Annotated in this window: 17 protein-coding genes and 1 riboswitch; of the genes, 9 read left to right on the top strand and 8 right to left on the bottom strand. The window is 61.9% G+C overall.

The features are described 5' to 3' along the window. Positions 1-4: 4 nt before the first annotated feature. Together rutB and rutA are read right to left on the bottom strand one after the other, a co-directional pair. Positions 5-745: a pyrimidine utilization protein B gene (gene rutB / locus M2360_RS12595; RefSeq protein WP_280775491.1), complete on the bottom strand. Its 741-nt coding sequence runs from the start codon at positions 743-745 to the stop codon at positions 5-7. Continuing rightward, positions 742-1,833 (bottom strand): pyrimidine utilization protein A, encoded by a 1,092-nt coding sequence (gene rutA, locus M2360_RS12590; protein ID WP_280775490.1) that lies wholly within the window; start codon positions 1,831-1,833, stop codon positions 742-744. The genes rutB and rutA overlap by 4 nt, the downstream gene beginning before the upstream one ends. A gap of 400 nt (positions 1,834-2,233) precedes the next feature. On the opposite strand from rutA, the gene M2360_RS12585 reads away from it, so the two are divergent. From M2360_RS12585 to sufA, 3 genes are all read left to right on the top strand, one after another. Then, positions 2,234-2,509 (top strand): hypothetical protein, encoded by a 276-nt coding sequence (locus M2360_RS12585; protein ID WP_280775489.1) that lies wholly within the window; start codon positions 2,234-2,236, stop codon positions 2,507-2,509. Next, positions 2,509-2,796, top strand: coding sequence for a type II toxin-antitoxin system RelE/ParE family toxin (locus tag M2360_RS12580; protein WP_280775488.1), 288 nt, complete (start codon positions 2,509-2,511; stop codon positions 2,794-2,796). The genes M2360_RS12585 and M2360_RS12580 overlap by 1 nt, the downstream gene beginning before the upstream one ends. An 89-nt stretch (positions 2,797-2,885) precedes the next feature. Beyond that, the gene (gene sufA / locus M2360_RS12575; RefSeq protein WP_280775487.1) at positions 2,886-3,275 is read left to right on the top strand and encodes a Fe-S cluster assembly scaffold SufA; all 390 of its coding nucleotides are present in this window, start codon (positions 2,886-2,888) and stop codon (positions 3,273-3,275) included. 31 nt (positions 3,276-3,306) lie between these two features. On the opposite strand, the gene M2360_RS12570 is transcribed toward sufA, so the two are convergent. The 3 genes from M2360_RS12570 to M2360_RS12560 all read right to left on the bottom strand — a co-directional run bounded on the left by M2360_RS12570 (position 3,307) and on the right by M2360_RS12560 (position 4,682). Then, positions 3,307-3,915, bottom strand: coding sequence for a dienelactone hydrolase family protein (locus M2360_RS12570; RefSeq protein ID WP_280775486.1), 609 nt, complete (start codon positions 3,913-3,915; stop codon positions 3,307-3,309). Positions 3,916-3,979: 64 nt separating this feature from the next. Next, positions 3,980-4,243 carry a hypothetical protein gene (locus M2360_RS12565; protein ID WP_280775485.1) on the bottom strand — a complete coding sequence of 88 codons (264 nt, stop codon included), beginning with the start codon at positions 4,241-4,243 and terminating at the stop codon, positions 3,980-3,982. 142 nt (positions 4,244-4,385) lie between these two features. After that, on the bottom strand, positions 4,386-4,682 hold the full coding sequence (locus M2360_RS12560; protein ID WP_280775484.1) for an alkylphosphonate utilization protein: 297 nt from the start codon (positions 4,680-4,682) through the stop codon (positions 4,386-4,388). A gap of 217 nt (positions 4,683-4,899) precedes the next feature. On the opposite strand from M2360_RS12560, the gene M2360_RS12555 reads away from it, so the two are divergent. The 4 genes from M2360_RS12555 to M2360_RS12540 all read left to right on the top strand — a co-directional run bounded on the left by M2360_RS12555 (position 4,900) and on the right by M2360_RS12540 (position 8,449). Next, on the top strand, positions 4,900-5,280 hold the full coding sequence (locus tag M2360_RS12555) for a hypothetical protein (RefSeq protein ID WP_280775483.1): 381 nt from the start codon (positions 4,900-4,902) through the stop codon (positions 5,278-5,280). A 207-nt stretch (positions 5,281-5,487) separates the two neighbouring features. Further along, the gene (locus M2360_RS12550; RefSeq protein ID WP_280775482.1) at positions 5,488-6,591 is read left to right on the top strand and encodes an ABC transporter substrate-binding protein; all 1,104 of its coding nucleotides are present in this window, start codon (positions 5,488-5,490) and stop codon (positions 6,589-6,591) included. A 23-nt stretch (positions 6,592-6,614) separates the two neighbouring features. Then, complete coding sequence (locus M2360_RS12545) at positions 6,615-7,655, top strand: iron ABC transporter permease (RefSeq protein WP_280775481.1); 1,041 nt, start codon at positions 6,615-6,617, stop codon at positions 7,653-7,655. Then, positions 7,652-8,449, top strand: a complete 798-nt coding sequence (locus M2360_RS12540) for an ABC transporter ATP-binding protein (RefSeq protein WP_280775480.1) — start codon at positions 7,652-7,654, stop codon at positions 8,447-8,449. The genes M2360_RS12545 and M2360_RS12540 overlap by 4 nt, the downstream gene beginning before the upstream one ends. On the opposite strand, the gene gcvP is transcribed toward M2360_RS12540, so the two are convergent. From gcvP to gcvT, 3 genes are all read right to left on the bottom strand, one after another. Next, entirely contained in the window at positions 8,428-11,292 is a 2,865-nt protein-coding gene (gene gcvP, locus M2360_RS12535; protein WP_280775479.1) for an aminomethyl-transferring glycine dehydrogenase, read from the bottom strand. The two genes, M2360_RS12540 and gcvP, sit on opposite strands and share 22 nt — an antisense overlap. Beyond that, entirely contained in the window at positions 11,292-11,654 is a 363-nt protein-coding gene (gcvH, locus tag M2360_RS12530; RefSeq protein ID WP_280775478.1) for a glycine cleavage system protein GcvH, read from the bottom strand. Before gcvH ends, gcvP begins: the two co-directional genes overlap by 1 nt. A gap of 212 nt (positions 11,655-11,866) precedes the next feature. Then, the gene (gcvT, locus tag M2360_RS12525; protein ID WP_280775477.1) at positions 11,867-13,003 is read right to left on the bottom strand and encodes a glycine cleavage system aminomethyltransferase GcvT; all 1,137 of its coding nucleotides are present in this window, start codon (positions 13,001-13,003) and stop codon (positions 11,867-11,869) included. Between the two features lie 141 nt (positions 13,004-13,144). Further along, positions 13,145-13,235: riboswitch (glycine riboswitch) on the bottom strand. 207 nt (positions 13,236-13,442) lie between these two features. On the opposite strand from gcvT, the gene M2360_RS12520 reads away from it, so the two are divergent. Then, the gene (locus tag M2360_RS12520; protein WP_280775476.1) at positions 13,443-13,784 is read left to right on the top strand and encodes a hypothetical protein; all 342 of its coding nucleotides are present in this window, start codon (positions 13,443-13,445) and stop codon (positions 13,782-13,784) included. A gap of 72 nt (positions 13,785-13,856) precedes the next feature. Next, positions 13,857-14,810 carry a DUF1775 domain-containing protein gene (locus M2360_RS12515; RefSeq protein WP_280775475.1) on the top strand — a complete coding sequence of 318 codons (954 nt, stop codon included), beginning with the start codon at positions 13,857-13,859 and terminating at the stop codon, positions 14,808-14,810. Positions 14,811-14,950 lie beyond the last annotated feature (140 nt).

Raw genomic sequence — 14,950 nt, 5'->3', positions numbered from 1 at the left:
TGGTTCAGGTGGCGTCGGCGGGCGCGGCCTGGCTGATCGCGCCGCAGAAATCATTGACGGTGGCGACCCAGCCGAAGAATTTTTCGACATTGTAGACGGTCGCCTGCTGGATGAAGTCGGGGCCCAGATGGTGGGTGGCGTCTTCCAGCATCACGCCGAAATATTCGAGGTGGAAGGCGTCGCGCAGCGAGCTTTCGACGCAGACATTGGTGGCGATGCCGACGAAGACGAGGTTGCGGATGCCGCGGGCGCGCAGCACGCTGTCCATATTGGTGTTGAAGAAGCCGGAATAGCGCGTCTTGGGCACGAGGATGTCGCCGGGCTGCGGCTTCAACTCGTCGACAATGGCGTAGTCCCAGGTGCCCTTGGCGAGCAATTGTCCCTGCAATTCGGGATTGGCGCGCATATGTTTGAGCGCATTGGACTTGTGCCAGTTGGGCGAGCCGGGACCGCCCGCCTCGACATAGTCTGGATCCCAGCCATTCTGGAAATAGACGACCAGCACGCCATTGGCCCGGGCCGCATCCAGCGTCTTCTTGATGTTGCCGATGGTGGATTTGGCGCCGGAAATATCGAAGCCGGCGAGATCGACATAGCCGCCTTCGGTGGAATAGGCGTTCTGCATGTCGACCACCACGACCGCGGTTTCTGACGGGTTGAGCGTGATCGGCTCAGGACGCGCCGGCAGCGTGACGCTCTGGCGGCTGGCGGTGCGGGGCTGGTAGCCAGCAGTGACAGTGCTCATTCGGCGGCCTCCAGCATGGGGGTGATGTGGCTGCGGCTCTTCATCAGCGGCTGCACATGCTGGCCGAATTTCTCGATGCCTTCGAGGAAATCGTCGAAGGTCAGCATCACGCCGCCGGTGCCAGGCACTTCGCTCATCTCGTCGAGCATGGCGGCGACTTCGGCATAGGAGCCGATCAGCGTGCCCATATTGATGTTGACGGCCGAAACGGGGTTGGACATATGCCGCACATTGGTGTCGGAGCCGGATTTGGTGTCGGCCGCACTCTGCAGGCCGAGCCACTTGATGGCGTCCTCGTCAGCGCCGGCCTTGTAATGCTCCCATTTGGCGAAGGCGGCTTCGGTGGTGTCCTCGGCAATCACCATGGTCAGCACGAAGGAGCGCACCTCGCGGCCGGTTTTTTCGGTGGCGGCCAGTAGGCGTTCATTGGTGGGCGCAAAGGCCTTGGGCGTGTTGACGCCGACGCCGAAGCAGAAGCTGTAATCGGCAAATTCTGCCGAGAAAGCCATGCCCTGGTTGGACGAGCCGGCGCAGATCAGCTTCACATCGCCCTCAGGCACCGGCTTCATCCGGCAATCGTCCATCTGGAAATATTTGCCCTTGAGGTCGGACTGGCCGGTGGTCAAGAGTTCCTTGAGCACGGTCGTGTATTCGCCGAGATAGGCGTAGCGGTCGGCGAAATAGTCGTCGCCCGGCCACAGGCCCATCTGGCTGTATTCCGGCCGCTGCCAGCCGGTGACAAGATTGACGCCGAAGCGGCCGCCGGAGATGGAATCGATGGTGGTCGCCATGCGCGCAACGATCGCCGGCGGCATGACCAGCGTGGCGGCGGTGCCGAACAGCTTGATCTTCGAGGTCACGGCGGCCAGTCCCGCCATCAGCGTGAAGCTTTCGAGATTGTAATCCCAGAACTCCGTCTTGCCGCCGAAACCGCGCAGCTTGATCATCGACAGCGCGAAATCAAAACCGTATTTCTCGGCCTTGAGCGTGATTTCCTTGTTGAACTCGAAGCTGGGCTTATATTGAGGGGCGTTCTCGGAAATGAGCCAGCCATTGTTGCCGATGGGAATGAAGACGCCGATTTCCATAGTCGAACCTCCTGTTTTGAGCTCCCGCAGATAGAGCGGGCGGGTTGCGACTAAGGAAGCAATCGGTGTGCCAGTTTGTAAAAGATATTAAAAACAAAAACTTATTGCCTGGCGCTTTGTAATATTTACCGAATGGTCAAATATTTATCGTTTGGACAAGAAATTTCGCCTGTTTTGCCGCGATGATGGGCGTGGGGCGCCGAGAAATTGATCTTTGTCTGATTTGTCGGGCGGAGGACCTGAGGTTAATCGCTTGATAAGCATCAAATTTAAGCGGCAGAGGCGATTGTTTGAATTTTGTGCGAACGAGTTGAGCTTGAACTATTTTATCATGCGAAGGCGGCGTTGGATGAGCGCTCGGATTATGCTAATTTGAACCATTAAAGAGGAGATGCGGCCAATGAGCGGCAGAGACAGGATCCGTGTCGAGCTGAATGATGAGCACAGCGCCGCCCTGCGTGCCCTCGTTGAAGCGGGAACATATCCGTCCGTCGAGGCGATTATCGGGCAAGCGCTTGAGACATGGCAGGCGAGCCGCTTGGTGCATGGATACACGCCGGAAGAAATTGGCCGCCTTTGGGACGAAGGGCAAGCCAGCGGCGATCTCATTGACGGCGATGAAGCCTTCAGACAAATCCGCGAAGAATTTCAAGCCGGTCTTCGTAAGGCAGTCTGATGGGCTTCCGTCTGCGTCCGCAAGCCAGACGCGATATCGCGGCCATCATGAACTATATCAGCCGCGACAACCCGGCGGCGGCGCTGAAATGGCAGGATGACCTCTTCGTAACATTCAGCCTGCTCGGCGACTTCGCGCAATCCGGTTCGGCCAGAAATGAGATCCGCCAAGGGCTCAGGATCTTCCCAAAGGGAAACTATCTGATCTTTTACGAACAGGTTGCGACAGGCGTATCTATTGTCCGCGTTCTCCATGCCGCGCGCAACTGGCCCGCGACGATGCGCTAAGCGTGCTATTGAACCCTTAACCCGACTGCCTTACATTGCGATTTGACAACACCGGGCCTTGAACCCGGCTTGCGAAGGAGAATGAGCCGATGGGCTTTCAAGTCATGACCATGACGGACGCCGCAGCCGCGCGCGTGCGCGAGATCGTCGAGAATTCCGACAGCGAGGCCAAGGGCATCCGCGTCGGGATCAAGAAGGGCGGCTGCGCCGGCATGGAATATACGATCGATCTGGTGACAGACCCCAATCCCAAAGATGACATGATCGAGCGCGATGGCGCCCGCGTCTGGATTCAGCCCGCAGCCGTGCTGTATCTGCTGGGCACCGAGATGAGCTTCGAGACCACGACGCTGCGATCCGGCTTCACCTTCTCCAATCCCAACCAGACCTCGGCCTGCGGCTGCGGCGAGAGCGTGGAGCTCAAGCCCGCCGATCTCGCGGCGCTCGCCGCCAAGGGCGAAGCGGTGGCGCGCGCCTGAACAGGCGCCGTCGCTCGAGCCGCAGTCCGCGTCAATCCGGAAAATGCGCCGCGAGCCAGGCGGAGAGGCGCTTTGTCTCGTCGTCGGTCAGGGCATGGCCGACAGGGCTCTCGGCGACGTCTACGCGGGCGCCCGCCTGCGCCAGCCGCGTGCGGCTCATCTCCGCGTCGTCGCGGGCCCGCCGTTCGTCTTTCGCCGCCGCCAAAATCAACACCGGTATCGCCGCGAGATCCAGGATCTCTTCTTGGAGATCCGGGCTGAGCGGCCTGATCAACGCCGCGCCGGCGAATGTCGAGGGGGAGGCGCGCAACAGGCTCTCCGCCATGATGGCGCCATTGGAATAGCCGATAAGCACGGGACGCCGCGCCAGGCTGCGGGCGCGTTTGAGGCCCGCCAGGAAAATCTGGAAAGCCGCTCGTTGCTGGGCGAGATCGCCGAGGTCGAGGCTGCGATCGGGATGGCGGCGAAAGAATGCGTAGCCGTCTTCCCAGATCGCCGCGCCGCGCGGCAATATCGCCGGATGGTCGGGCGCGATCCGGTCCGCCAGAACCTCCAGGCTGGTTTCGTCCTGGCCGGAGCCATGCAGGAAGACCAGCGGACGTCTGGACGAGCCGGCGCGGCGTATGACGTAGTGCAGCATCGCGGCGTTCCCTTCGATTGATATCCAAGGGGTAGCGGCGCCGTATGACCGGGATGTGAAGGCGTTACTCGCGTTTGACGAGCATCAGCGCAGCCCAGAGATCCATGCCGCTTTCGAAAGACGCGAGCGCCTCCTCGCGGACGAAACGCGTTTCCGACATGGCGGACAGTTCGCGGGCGAGATCACTGGCGCGACTATCGGGCCCAGGCCTGGATTGGCTTGCCGTATCTGATTGAAAATCGCCGAGACTGTCGCCGACATTGCCAAACTGCGAGGTCTGGCTGAGCATGCCTGAAAGGGTTGTGTTCATCACGTTTGCTGGGCTCATGCCCATCTCCTCTATGCAGCAAACGTGTTCTATAAGATGACGCTTACAATTTTCTAAACGAAACAGGGCGTCATTTTGGGACGAAAAATCATGATTGACGGACGCCGCGATTCGCGATGAACGGGGCGTCCGATTTCTGCTCTCAGCGCTTGCGCACGAATTCGGTGCGCAGCACCAGGCCCTTGATGGCGTCGTGGCGGCAATCGATCTCTTCAGGATTGTCGGTCAGCCGGATCGACTTGATCACCGTGCCCTGCTTGATGGTCTGGCCCGCGCCCTTGACCTTGAGATCCTTGACCAGAACGACGGAATCACCGTCAGCAAGCACATTTCCAGCGGCATCGACAACCACATTGGCGGCAGCTTTGTCCGCCGCGATTTCCGACGCCGGGCGCCATTCGCCGGTTGCTTCGTCATAGATATAGTCGTCGTCGGCCATCGCTTTATCCTTTGATATGGGGTCTGGGCTGGCCATATATCATGGCGCGCGCCGGCGCAATCAGACCATGGCTGCGGGACGGGTGTCTCGCTGATGCCAGGCGCTTGCCGCGCTCTTGGGAATATTCGCACATACCGATAAGCGGGCCCGCGACCTGTCAGCGCATTGCAGCACTCCAAATTTGTTGTTATGGCGAAAAAATCGGGGATGGTAGACGATGATCGGCAAACTATCGACATGGGGACTGTGGCTGCGCGCGCTTTGCGCCGTTGCGCTCCTGTCGATCGGATTCCAGCATCACGCGCTGGCTCTGCCATCCGCGATTGAGGCGGATTATGCGGCCTATGTGCTTCCAGACGGCACGATTTCGCCGCTTTGCGTTCCCGACATGTCCGATCGGGGATCGGCGCCTGCCGGGAAATATGGTTGCGACGCTTGCCGATTGGCTGCCGGCGTTGATCTTGCGCCCGTTCAGCAGGCTGCGGTTCGGCAGGACTACGCTGTCGCTATCGATTATGCGTCCTCACATTATGCAGCGGCCATCCCGAGGATCGTTCTCACCGATGCGGCCCCGCGCGCGCCGCCGGTTTTTTCCTGATTTCATCCGTCAGCCGCGACTGTTGGCCCAGCCGATTGTGGATTGGCTCCGAGCGTGGAGCCTGAGCATCCACTGCGCTTGTCGCCGTCCGAAGCCCGATCCGGGCCTCATCTCGCGCTGATTTTCCTGGCGTTCGCGCTTTCGCGATCCTGTCGCCCCGGTTGTCGCCGGGTGATGCGCTCCTTGTTGAAATTCTGGAAAGAAACCATGAAGAAATTGCTTCTCGCCACGGCCTTTGGCCTGTTGTCTCTCGCCGCCCAGGCCTTCGCCGACATCACCGTCACCGATGTGAAGGGTCGCACCGTCACGGTGCCGAAGACCCCCGAGCGGATCGTGCTCGGCTTTTACTACGAAGATTATCTCGCCATTGGCGGCCCTGGCGCGCTTGACAAAGTGGTGGCGCTGTCACTGTCGCCCTGGAAGGATTGGCGGCCGAAACAGTTCGCCATCTATGAGAAGGCGCTGCCGAAGCTCGCCTCGATCCCCGATGTGGGCAATACCGAGGACGGCGATTTTTCGGTCGAAAAGGTCATCGCGGCCAAACCCGACCTACTGATCCTGGCGGCCTGGAGCTATGACACGCTCGGCGAAGGCGTCCAGCAGATCGAAAGCGCCGGCATCCCCATCGTCGTGCTCGATTACAACGCCCAGACGGTGGAAAAACACGTCACGTCGACACTGGCGCTCGGCAAACTGATGGGAACGGAAGACCGCGCCGAAAAGCTCGCCGCCAATTACCAGCATGCGATGGAGGACATCGACGCCCGCATCCGGAAGGCCGGCCCCTCGCATCAGAAAGTCTATGTCGAACTGGCGCAGAAGGGACCGTCCGAAGTCGGAAATTCCTATGGCGACAATATGTGGGGCGCGCTGATCAAGAAGCTTGGCGGCCACAATATCGCCGAAGGCCAGGTCGAGAATTGGGGGCCGCTCAGCCCGGAATATGTGCTGGCGCAAAAGCCTGATCTCATCCTGCTCGCCGGTTCGGAATGGTTGAAGCGGCCGCAATCGGTGCAGGTCGGCTTCGGTTCCGACATGACGACGCTGCAGGAGCGCATGGCGGCCTATGTGGCGCGTCCCGGCTGGTCGGATCTGCCGGCGGTGAAGAACGGCAATGTCCACGCCATCTATCACGGCGGCGCGCGCACGCTGTCGGACTATGTCTTTGCGCAATATATCGCCAAGCAGCTCTATCCCGACGCGTTCTCGGATATCGATCCGGCCAAGAATATTCGGGACTATTATGACGCCTGGCTGCCGATCAAGGCCGAGGGCGTCTTCGTTGCGCCCTATCAGGCCCCGGCGCAATGATTGCTGCCAAAAGCATAAGCTCGATGCGCGACGATTATCGTCGCGCATCGGCCCGGCGTGTAGTCGCCATCGTCGCCTGTGGATTGTTTCTGGCCGGCCTGATGGTGCTCGATTTGACGACGGGTCCATCCGGCATGCCGCTTTCCGATGTCTTGCAGGGGCTGCGCGACGGTCCTGAGGGCGCAGACAAGGGCATCGCCACCATCCTCTGGCAATTGCGTATGCCGCAGACGCTGATGGGCGCATTGGTGGGCGCTTGTCTTGGTACCGCTGGCCTGCAGATGCAGACCATTCTCGGCAATCCGCTTGCGAGCCCCTTCACGCTCGGATTTTCGGCCGCCGCCGGTTTTGGCGCGGCGCTGGCCATCATGTATGGCGACATCATTCCGCTTCCGAATTATCTGGTGACGCCGCTGGCCGCCTTTTCCATGACGCTGGTGGGCTGCGGCCTCGTCTATCTCATCACCCGGTTACGCGGCGCGACGCCCGAGATCCTGGTGCTCGGCGGCATCGCCGTGCTGTTCTTCTTCCAGTCGGTTCAGTCGCTGCTGCAATATCTCGCCTCGCCGGAAGTGCTGCAGCAGATCGTTTTCTGGCTGTTCGGCAGCCTGCTCAAATCCAGCTGGACCAGCGTCACCGTAGTGTCGGTCATCTTTGTCGGTTGCCTGCCGATGATCCTGCGCGATGTCTGGTCGCTGACGGTGCTGAGGCTCGGCGACGCCAATGCCGCAAGCCTCGGTCTCGCGGTGGATGCGCTGCGTCTGCGCACATTCGCCGTCGTGGCGTTGTTGACTGCGGCGGCCGTTTCTTTCGTGGGCACCATCGGTTTTGTCGGCCTGATCGCGCCGCATGCGGCGCGGGCGCTGGTGGGGGAAGATCACCGTTTTGCTTTGCCGCTCTCGGCGATCACCGGCGCGGTGATCCTGATCGGCGCGTCGGTGTTCGGTAAATTCATTTCGCCGGCCGCAGCAATCCCGGTGGGCATCATCACCGCCGTCGCCGGCGTGCCGATCCTGTTTGCGATCATCGCGCGGCGGGGCGGTCGGTCGGGAGGCGCAGCATGACGCTTGTTCTCGATCAGGTTACCGTCCGTCGCGGGCGCGCTGACATCCTCAAGGGCCTGTCCGCGACCCTGCCGCGCGGGCGCATCGTCGGGCTGGTGGGCGCGAACGGGGCGGGGAAATCCACGCTGATCAACGCCATCACTCGCCAATTGCCGTTTTGCGGCGCGATCTCCTGGAATGGAGGCGGCATCGATCTTCGGCGCGTCGGGCATATGCCGCAGCATTGCCAGGTGCAGGCCGAATTGACCGTGGTCGAAACCGTACTGCTTGGACGCCATGAACTGTTGGGTTGGCGCGTCGAAACGGCGATCCTCGACAAAGCCCTGGCGATCCTCGCCGATTTCGGCGTCGAGCATCTGCATGACCGGTCGATGGCCAGCCTGTCGGGCGGCCAGCAGCAATTGGTGCTGCTCGCCCAGCGCATGTTGCGCGCGCCCGAACTGCTGCTGCTCGACGAGGCGACCAGCGCGCTCGACCTCAGGCGCCAGATGCAGGTTTTCGCGCGTCTCCGGGCCTATGTGGATCAAAGCGGCGCCCTGGCGCTGATCGCCATCCACGATCTCAATCTCGCCGCCCGGCATGTGGACGACGTGCTGCTGATCGATGACGGCGTATCGGGCGGCTTCGGGCCGTTTTCGACCGTCATCGATGAAGCCGCCCTGCGCCGGGTTTACGGCGTCGAGGCCGAGATCGTCATGTCCCGCTCCGGCCATGCGGTGATCCTGCCTCTGGGCGCCGTCGGGGATGACGACGCACGGAGAGAACGAGCCGCTTACTCCGCAGCTTCCGCATAAGCCTCCATCGGCGGGCAGGCGCATACGAGGTTGCGGTCGCCATAGACATTGTCGACGCGGTTGACCGGCGGCCAGTATTTGTCGACGCCGAGCGAGCCGGGCGGGAAGCAGGCCTGTTCGCGGCTATAGGGCCGGTCCCAGTCGCCCACGAGGTCGCGCACCGTATGCGGAGCGTTTTTGAGCGGATTGTTGGTCTTGTCCATCCGCCCGTCCTCGATCGCCTGGGCTTCCGCGCGGATCGACATCATGGCCTCAACGAAGCGGTCGAGTTCGGCCTTGGTCTCGCTTTCGGTCGGCTCGATCATCAGGGTGCCCGCCACCGGCCAGCTCATGGTCGGGGCGTGGAAGCCGGAGTCGATCAGGCGCTTGGCGACGTCGTCGACACTGACGCCGGCGCTCTGCTGCAAGGGCCTTGTGTCGATGATGCATTCGTGGGCCACGCGCCCCTTGGCGGATTTGTAGAGCACGTCGTAAGCGCCCTTCAGCTTGGCGGCGATGTAATTGGCGTTGAGGATCGCCACTTTCGTCGCCTGGGTCAGGCCTTCGCCGCCCATCATCAGAATATAGGACCAGGAGATCGGCAGGATCGAGGCCGAGCCGAAGGGCGCGGCGGAGACTGCGCCATCGCGATGGTCGCTTTCCGGATGGCCGGGCAGATGCGCCGCGAGATGAGCCTTGACCCCGATCGGCCCCATGCCCGGCCCACCGCCGCCATGGGGAATGCAGAAGGTCTTGTGCAGGTTGAGATGGCTGACATCGGAGCCGATATCGCCGGGCCGCGACAGGCCGACCATGGCGTTCATATTGGCGCCGTCCATATAGACCTGGCCGCCATGGGCATGCGCAATCTCGCAGATTTCCCGCACCGTTTCCTCAAACACGCCATGGGTCGAGGGATAGGTGATCATCACGGCTGACAGATTGGCCGAATGCTTTTCAGCCTGGGCGCGGAAGTCGTCGAGATCGATGTCTCCATTCGGAGACACCTTGATCGGCACGACTTTCATACCGACCATCTGCGCCGAGGCGGGGTTGGTGCCATGCGCGGATGTCGGGATCAGGCAGACATCGCGATGGGTATCCCCGCGCGCGACATGATAGTTGCGGATGGTGAGGAGGCCGGCATATTCCCCTTGCGCGCCGGAATTTGGCTGCATGGAGAAGGAGTCGTAACCGGTGATGTCGCAGAGCTTTTTCGTGAGATCCTCGATCATGATCCGGTAGCCCTCGGCCTGATCATCAGGCACGAAGGGATGGATTTCGGAAAATTCCGGCCAAGTGATCGGCAGCATTTCGGCCGTGGCGTTGAGCTTCATCGTGCAGGAGCCGAGCGGGATCATCGAGCGATCGAGCGCGAGATCGCGGTCGGACAGCCTGCGGATATAGCGCGTCATCTCGCTTTCGGCCCGGTTCATATGGAAGATCTTGTGGGTGAGATAGTCGCTCTTGCGCAGGAGGCTTGCCGGAAGCCGCCAGCCGGGAGCAAAATCCTCGGTCTTGAACTCACCGCCGAAAGCGCGCCAGACGGCTTCCAGCGTCACCGGCCGCGAGCGTTCGTCGAGCGAAATGCCGATGCGGTCGGAGCCGATCTTGCGCAGATTAACGCCCTCAGTCACGGCGGCCTTGAGGATGACGCCCTGCAGTTTGCCGACGTCGACGGTGATGGTGTCGAAGAAACTCTCGGGCTCGACTTTGTAGCCAAGTTTCTCGAGCCCCTTGGCGAGGCGGACGGTTTTCTGGTGAACGCTCTGGGCGATCGCCTTCAGCCCCTGCGGGCCGTGGAAGACGGCGTACATCGAGGCCATCACCGCCAGCAGCACCTGGGCGGTGCAGATATTGGACGTCGCCTTTTCGCGGCGGATGTGCTGTTCACGCGTCTGCAGCGCCAGCCGATAGGCGCGATTGCCGCGGGCATCGATGGAGACGCCGACAAGACGGCCGGGCATGGAGCGTTTGAGGTCGTCGCGCACCGCCATATAGGCCGCATGCGGGCCGCCATAGCCAACTGGCACGCCGAAGCGCTGAGTGGAGCCGACGGCGATATCGGCGCCCATCTCGCCGGGCGATTTCAGCAGGCAGAGCGCCAAGGGATCGGCGGCGACCGCTCCGAGCGCGCCGGCGGCATGGAGTTGCTCCATCAGCGGCGCAAAATCGCGGACATGGCCGTAGGTGCCGGGATATTGGAACAGCGCGCCGAACACCTGGCTTGGATCGAGATCGGCGAAGGGATCGCCAACAAGCACCGTCCAGCCCAATGGCTCGGCGCGGGTTTTCAAGAGCGCCAGCGTTTGCGGGTGGCAGTTCTCGTCGGCAAAGAAGGCGGTCGCCTTGCTCTTGGCGGAACGCTGGGCGAGCGCCATGGCTTCGGCGGCTGCTGTGGCTTCATCCAGCAGCGAGGCGTTGGCGATGTCGAGACCGGTGAGATCGGTGATCATGGTCTGGAAGTTGAGGAGCGCTTCCAGTCGGCCCTGGCTGATTTCCGGCTGGTAAGGCGTATAGGCGGTGTACCAGGCCGGATTTTCCAGAATGGTGCGCTGGATGACAGGCGGCGTGATCGTGCCGTAATAGCCCTGGCCGATCAGCGAGACGAGATTGCGGTTCCTGTTGGCCGTCTCGCGCATCTTGTCGAGCGCCTCGCGCTCGGTCAGCGGCTTGTCCCAGACAAGCGGCGTCTTGAGCCGGATCGAGGCGGGCACGGTGTCGTCGATCAGCGCGTCGAGGCTGTCGTAACCGATGACCTCGAGCATCTCATCCATTTCATTGGGGGAGGGGCCGATATGACGGCGGTCGGCGAAATTATAGGGATCGTAATCCGTAAACGTGAAGTCGCTAGGCAGTGACATTAGCCGACCATCCTGTTGTAGGCGTCTTCATCCATGAGGGCTTCGATGTCCGAAGGGTTGGCGAGCTTGAGCTTGAAGAACCAGCCGGCGCCCAGAGGATCGGAATTGACCAGCGCCGGATCCTTGGCGATGGCGTCATTGACCTCGACAATCTCACCATCGAGCGGGCAATAGACTTCCGAAGCGGCCTTGACGCTTTCGACAGTGGCGGAGGCGGAGTTCTTCGCGAGCGTCGCGCCGACCTCGGGCAGTTCGACATAGACGAGATCGCCGAGCTGATCGGCGGCGTGGCGGGTGATGCCGACGGTGGCGACATCGCCGTCGAGCTTCAGCCATTCATGTTCTTCGGTGAATTTCAGCATGGTCTGGGTCCTCTGGAGAGTGTTGATAGGTTTGGATGTTTTTGGCTGATCGACGTCGGCGAACTGCCCCTCATCCCCCTGCCGGGACCTTCTCCCCGCGCATGCGGGGAGAAGGAGGATGTGGCAAGGCGGGCGCTCCATCTCCCTTCTCCCCGCAGGCGCGGGGAGAAGGTGGCGGCAGCCGGATGAGGGGCGGAGCACCACATCTGCCGTTATCGCCGATACCCCGGCGTCACGAAGGGTAGGGCGGTCACCGTCGTGGGCAGAAACTTGCCCCGGACTTCAGCGAAGACCCGCGTTCCCGTTGCGGCATGACTCACCGGCAGGTAAGCCATGGCGACAGGTGCATCGATGCTCGGGCCGAAGCCGCCGGAGGTGACTTCGCCGAGCAGATGCTGGCCCGCATCGTCCGCATAGAGTTTCGCATGCCCCCGGATCGGGGCCTTGCCGTCCGGCTTTAATCCGACGCGGAGACGGGCGGGGCCGTTGTCCAGTTCGGCGAGAATGCGATGCGCGCCGGGAAAGCCGCCGGCGCGGCCGCCGCCATTGCGTCGTACTTTCTGTATCGCCCAGGTCAGCCCGGCCTCGACAGGCGTCGTCGTCTCGTCGATGTCGTTGCCGTAAAGGCAGAGGCCGGCTTCAAGCCGCAGGCTGTCGCGGGCGCCCAAGCCGATCATCTCGCAATCGGGATGGTCGAGCAGGCGGCGGGCCACGGTTTCGGCATGTTTGGCGGGAATGGAGATTTCGAAACCATCCTCGCCGGAATAGCCGGAGCGGGAGATGATGCAGTCGATGTCGTGGAGATCGTCGGTCTCGACATCCATGAAGGCCATGCTGGTCACTTCCGGACAGAATTCCGCCAGCACCTGCTCGGCATGCGGCCCTTGCAGCGCGATCAGCGCCCGGTCCTCCAGCACCTCGATATCGCAGACATCCGAGAGATGAGCGCGGAGATGGGCGATGTCCTCGGCCTTGCGCGAGGCGTTGACGACCATGAAGAAGTGATCGCCGCGATTGGACACCATCAGGTCGTCCAGTATGCCGCCGGCCTCGTTGGTGAAGAAGCCGTAGCGCTGGCGGCCGAGTTTCAGTCCGGCGATATCGACGGGGATCAGGGTTTCCAGCGCAAGGGCCGCCTCGGTTAGGTTGCCGGATTTGGCGCGGATCGTCACCTGGCCCATATGCGACACATCGAACAGGCCGCATTGCCCGCGGGTGAAGAGATGCTCCTTCATCACCCCCATTGGATATTGGATCGGCATGTCATAGCCGGCGAAGGGAGCCATACGCGCGCCGAGCGCGAGATGCAGCGCATGCAGCGGCGTTTTGAGAGTTGGGCTTTCAGTCACGAACAGTCTCCCGGGTTCGGCGTTTTCGCCTGCTCAAGTCCGGACGCGGTCACGCGGTTCCGGTTCTCAAGCCCCCTCTGTCCCTTTTGCCTGAGATTGTTATCCCTTCGGCAGGCGCACGCGCCATTCTCCAGAGTCTGTTCCCGCCCGATGGTCCTTTTGCCTGAGAGTTTCCGGGGCTGTTGCTCCTTCGGCGCCACTGTCTTGCAGTGAGCTCTCCCATCGGGTGAGCTAGGCATAGCCGCAAGGCGGGCCCGATTACAAGAGGAAACGGCGCGATCGCCACAGAAATTGTCGCAGCGAGGTTATTGGCGTGTTTCGCGTCCGATGCGTTCGGATTTGATGCGGCGCAAAGTCCTCTGTTCAGGAAGCCGCTATTGGGCTAGGCATGATGGACGGGGAGACAATGATGCCGGGATTCTTGCGAGGGAGAGGGGCGATGCTGCGCATTTTGTGTGCGCTCGCCTATGCCTTGCTGGGCTTCTCCGGTCATTCCCTTGCGGGAGCCGAAAGCGCGCCCGGAGCCTATTATCGCCTTCCGGATGGTTCCTACGCTTCGCTCTGCGAACCCGGCGGCGCCGACCAGCGGTCGACGCCGGCTGATCACTGTAAGACCTGCCTGATCGCACAGCCGCATGGCGCGCCTGCGCCGGCGCTTGCCGTGATTGACGGCCCCGTCTTCACCCTTCTCGGGCTCAGCGCGCCGGCGCCCAATCGCGATTTCACGCCCCGGCCGACTTTCCGGCGCATGGCGGTTCGCGGCCCGCCGACGACAGCCTAAGGCTATTTTTTCCGTCATTCCGCCGCCTGTTGCGGCAACCCGTTTGCGCCACGCGCAGAGAAGAGATCCCTTATGTTCAAGACCATTCTTTCCGTCGCCGCCGTCGCGGCCATCCCCGCCATCGCCTCCGCTCACGTCACTTTGGTCCAGGGCGAAGCCCCGGCCGACAGCTATTATCTCGCCCAGTTGCAGATCCCGCATGGCTGCGACGGCAAGGCCACCAAAGAGGTGCGGGTGACGCTACCCGAAGGCTTCATTTCCGCAAAGCCGATGCCGAAGGCCGGCTGGACCCTCGAGGTGATCAAGGGCAAGTACAAGGCCGAATACAAGGACCATGGAAAGCCGGTCACCGAAGGACCGGTCGAGATCCGCTGGAGCGGCGGCGATCTGCCGGACGACTATTTCGACATCTTTTCGGTCCGTGGAAAATTCGCCGGCCTTGCCGCGGGCTCGGTGGTTCCGTTCGCAGTCACGCAGCTATGCGATGGCGCGGAAGCGGTGTGGAACGAGGTCGCCGCGCCTGGCCAGGACGCTCATGACCTGCCCAATCCCGCGCCCACCGTCACGCTGATTGCTGCCAAGGACATGCATCATCACCATGACGCGGCGCCCGCGTCGATCACGCTGGGATCGCTCGACATCACGCCCGGCTTCATCAAGGCGACGGCGCCCGGCCAGCCGGTGGCGGGCGGCTTCCTGACCATCGCCAATCGCGGCGCGGAAGATGACACGCTGGTCGCCGTGGAAGGCGTCGACGGCGCCGACCATGTCGAATTGCACGCGATGTCGATGGAAGGCGATGTGATGAAGATGCGCAAGCTGCCCGACGGCATTCCCGTGCCTGCGGGCCAGACGGTGGAATTGAAGCCGGGTGGGCTCCATATGATGTTCATGGGGCTGAAGCATCCTTACCTGGCGGGGGAAACCACGCCGATGACGCTCGTTTTCGCCAAGGCTGGCAAAGTGGCGATCTCCTTGCCGGTGATGGACATCAAGGGCGGCATGGACAAGCACAAGCATAAATGATCCGATCGAGGCGGACCAATGCGAAAAGAGCGGCCGGCGCCGCTCTTTTTGTTATGAAGTAAATAAACCTCCACCTACGGTGGAGGACTGGACGAGTTCTACATAGTAGTTGAGAGACCTCTGGCTTGGACCGTTAGATT

The organism is Rhizobium sp. SG_E_25_P2 (assembly GCF_029892285.1).
GTDB lineage: Bacteria > Pseudomonadota > Alphaproteobacteria > Rhizobiales > Rhizobiaceae > Rhizobium_E.
The sequence above is the reverse complement of the archived record's forward strand: the minus strand, read 5'-3'. Positions and strand labels throughout refer to the sequence as shown.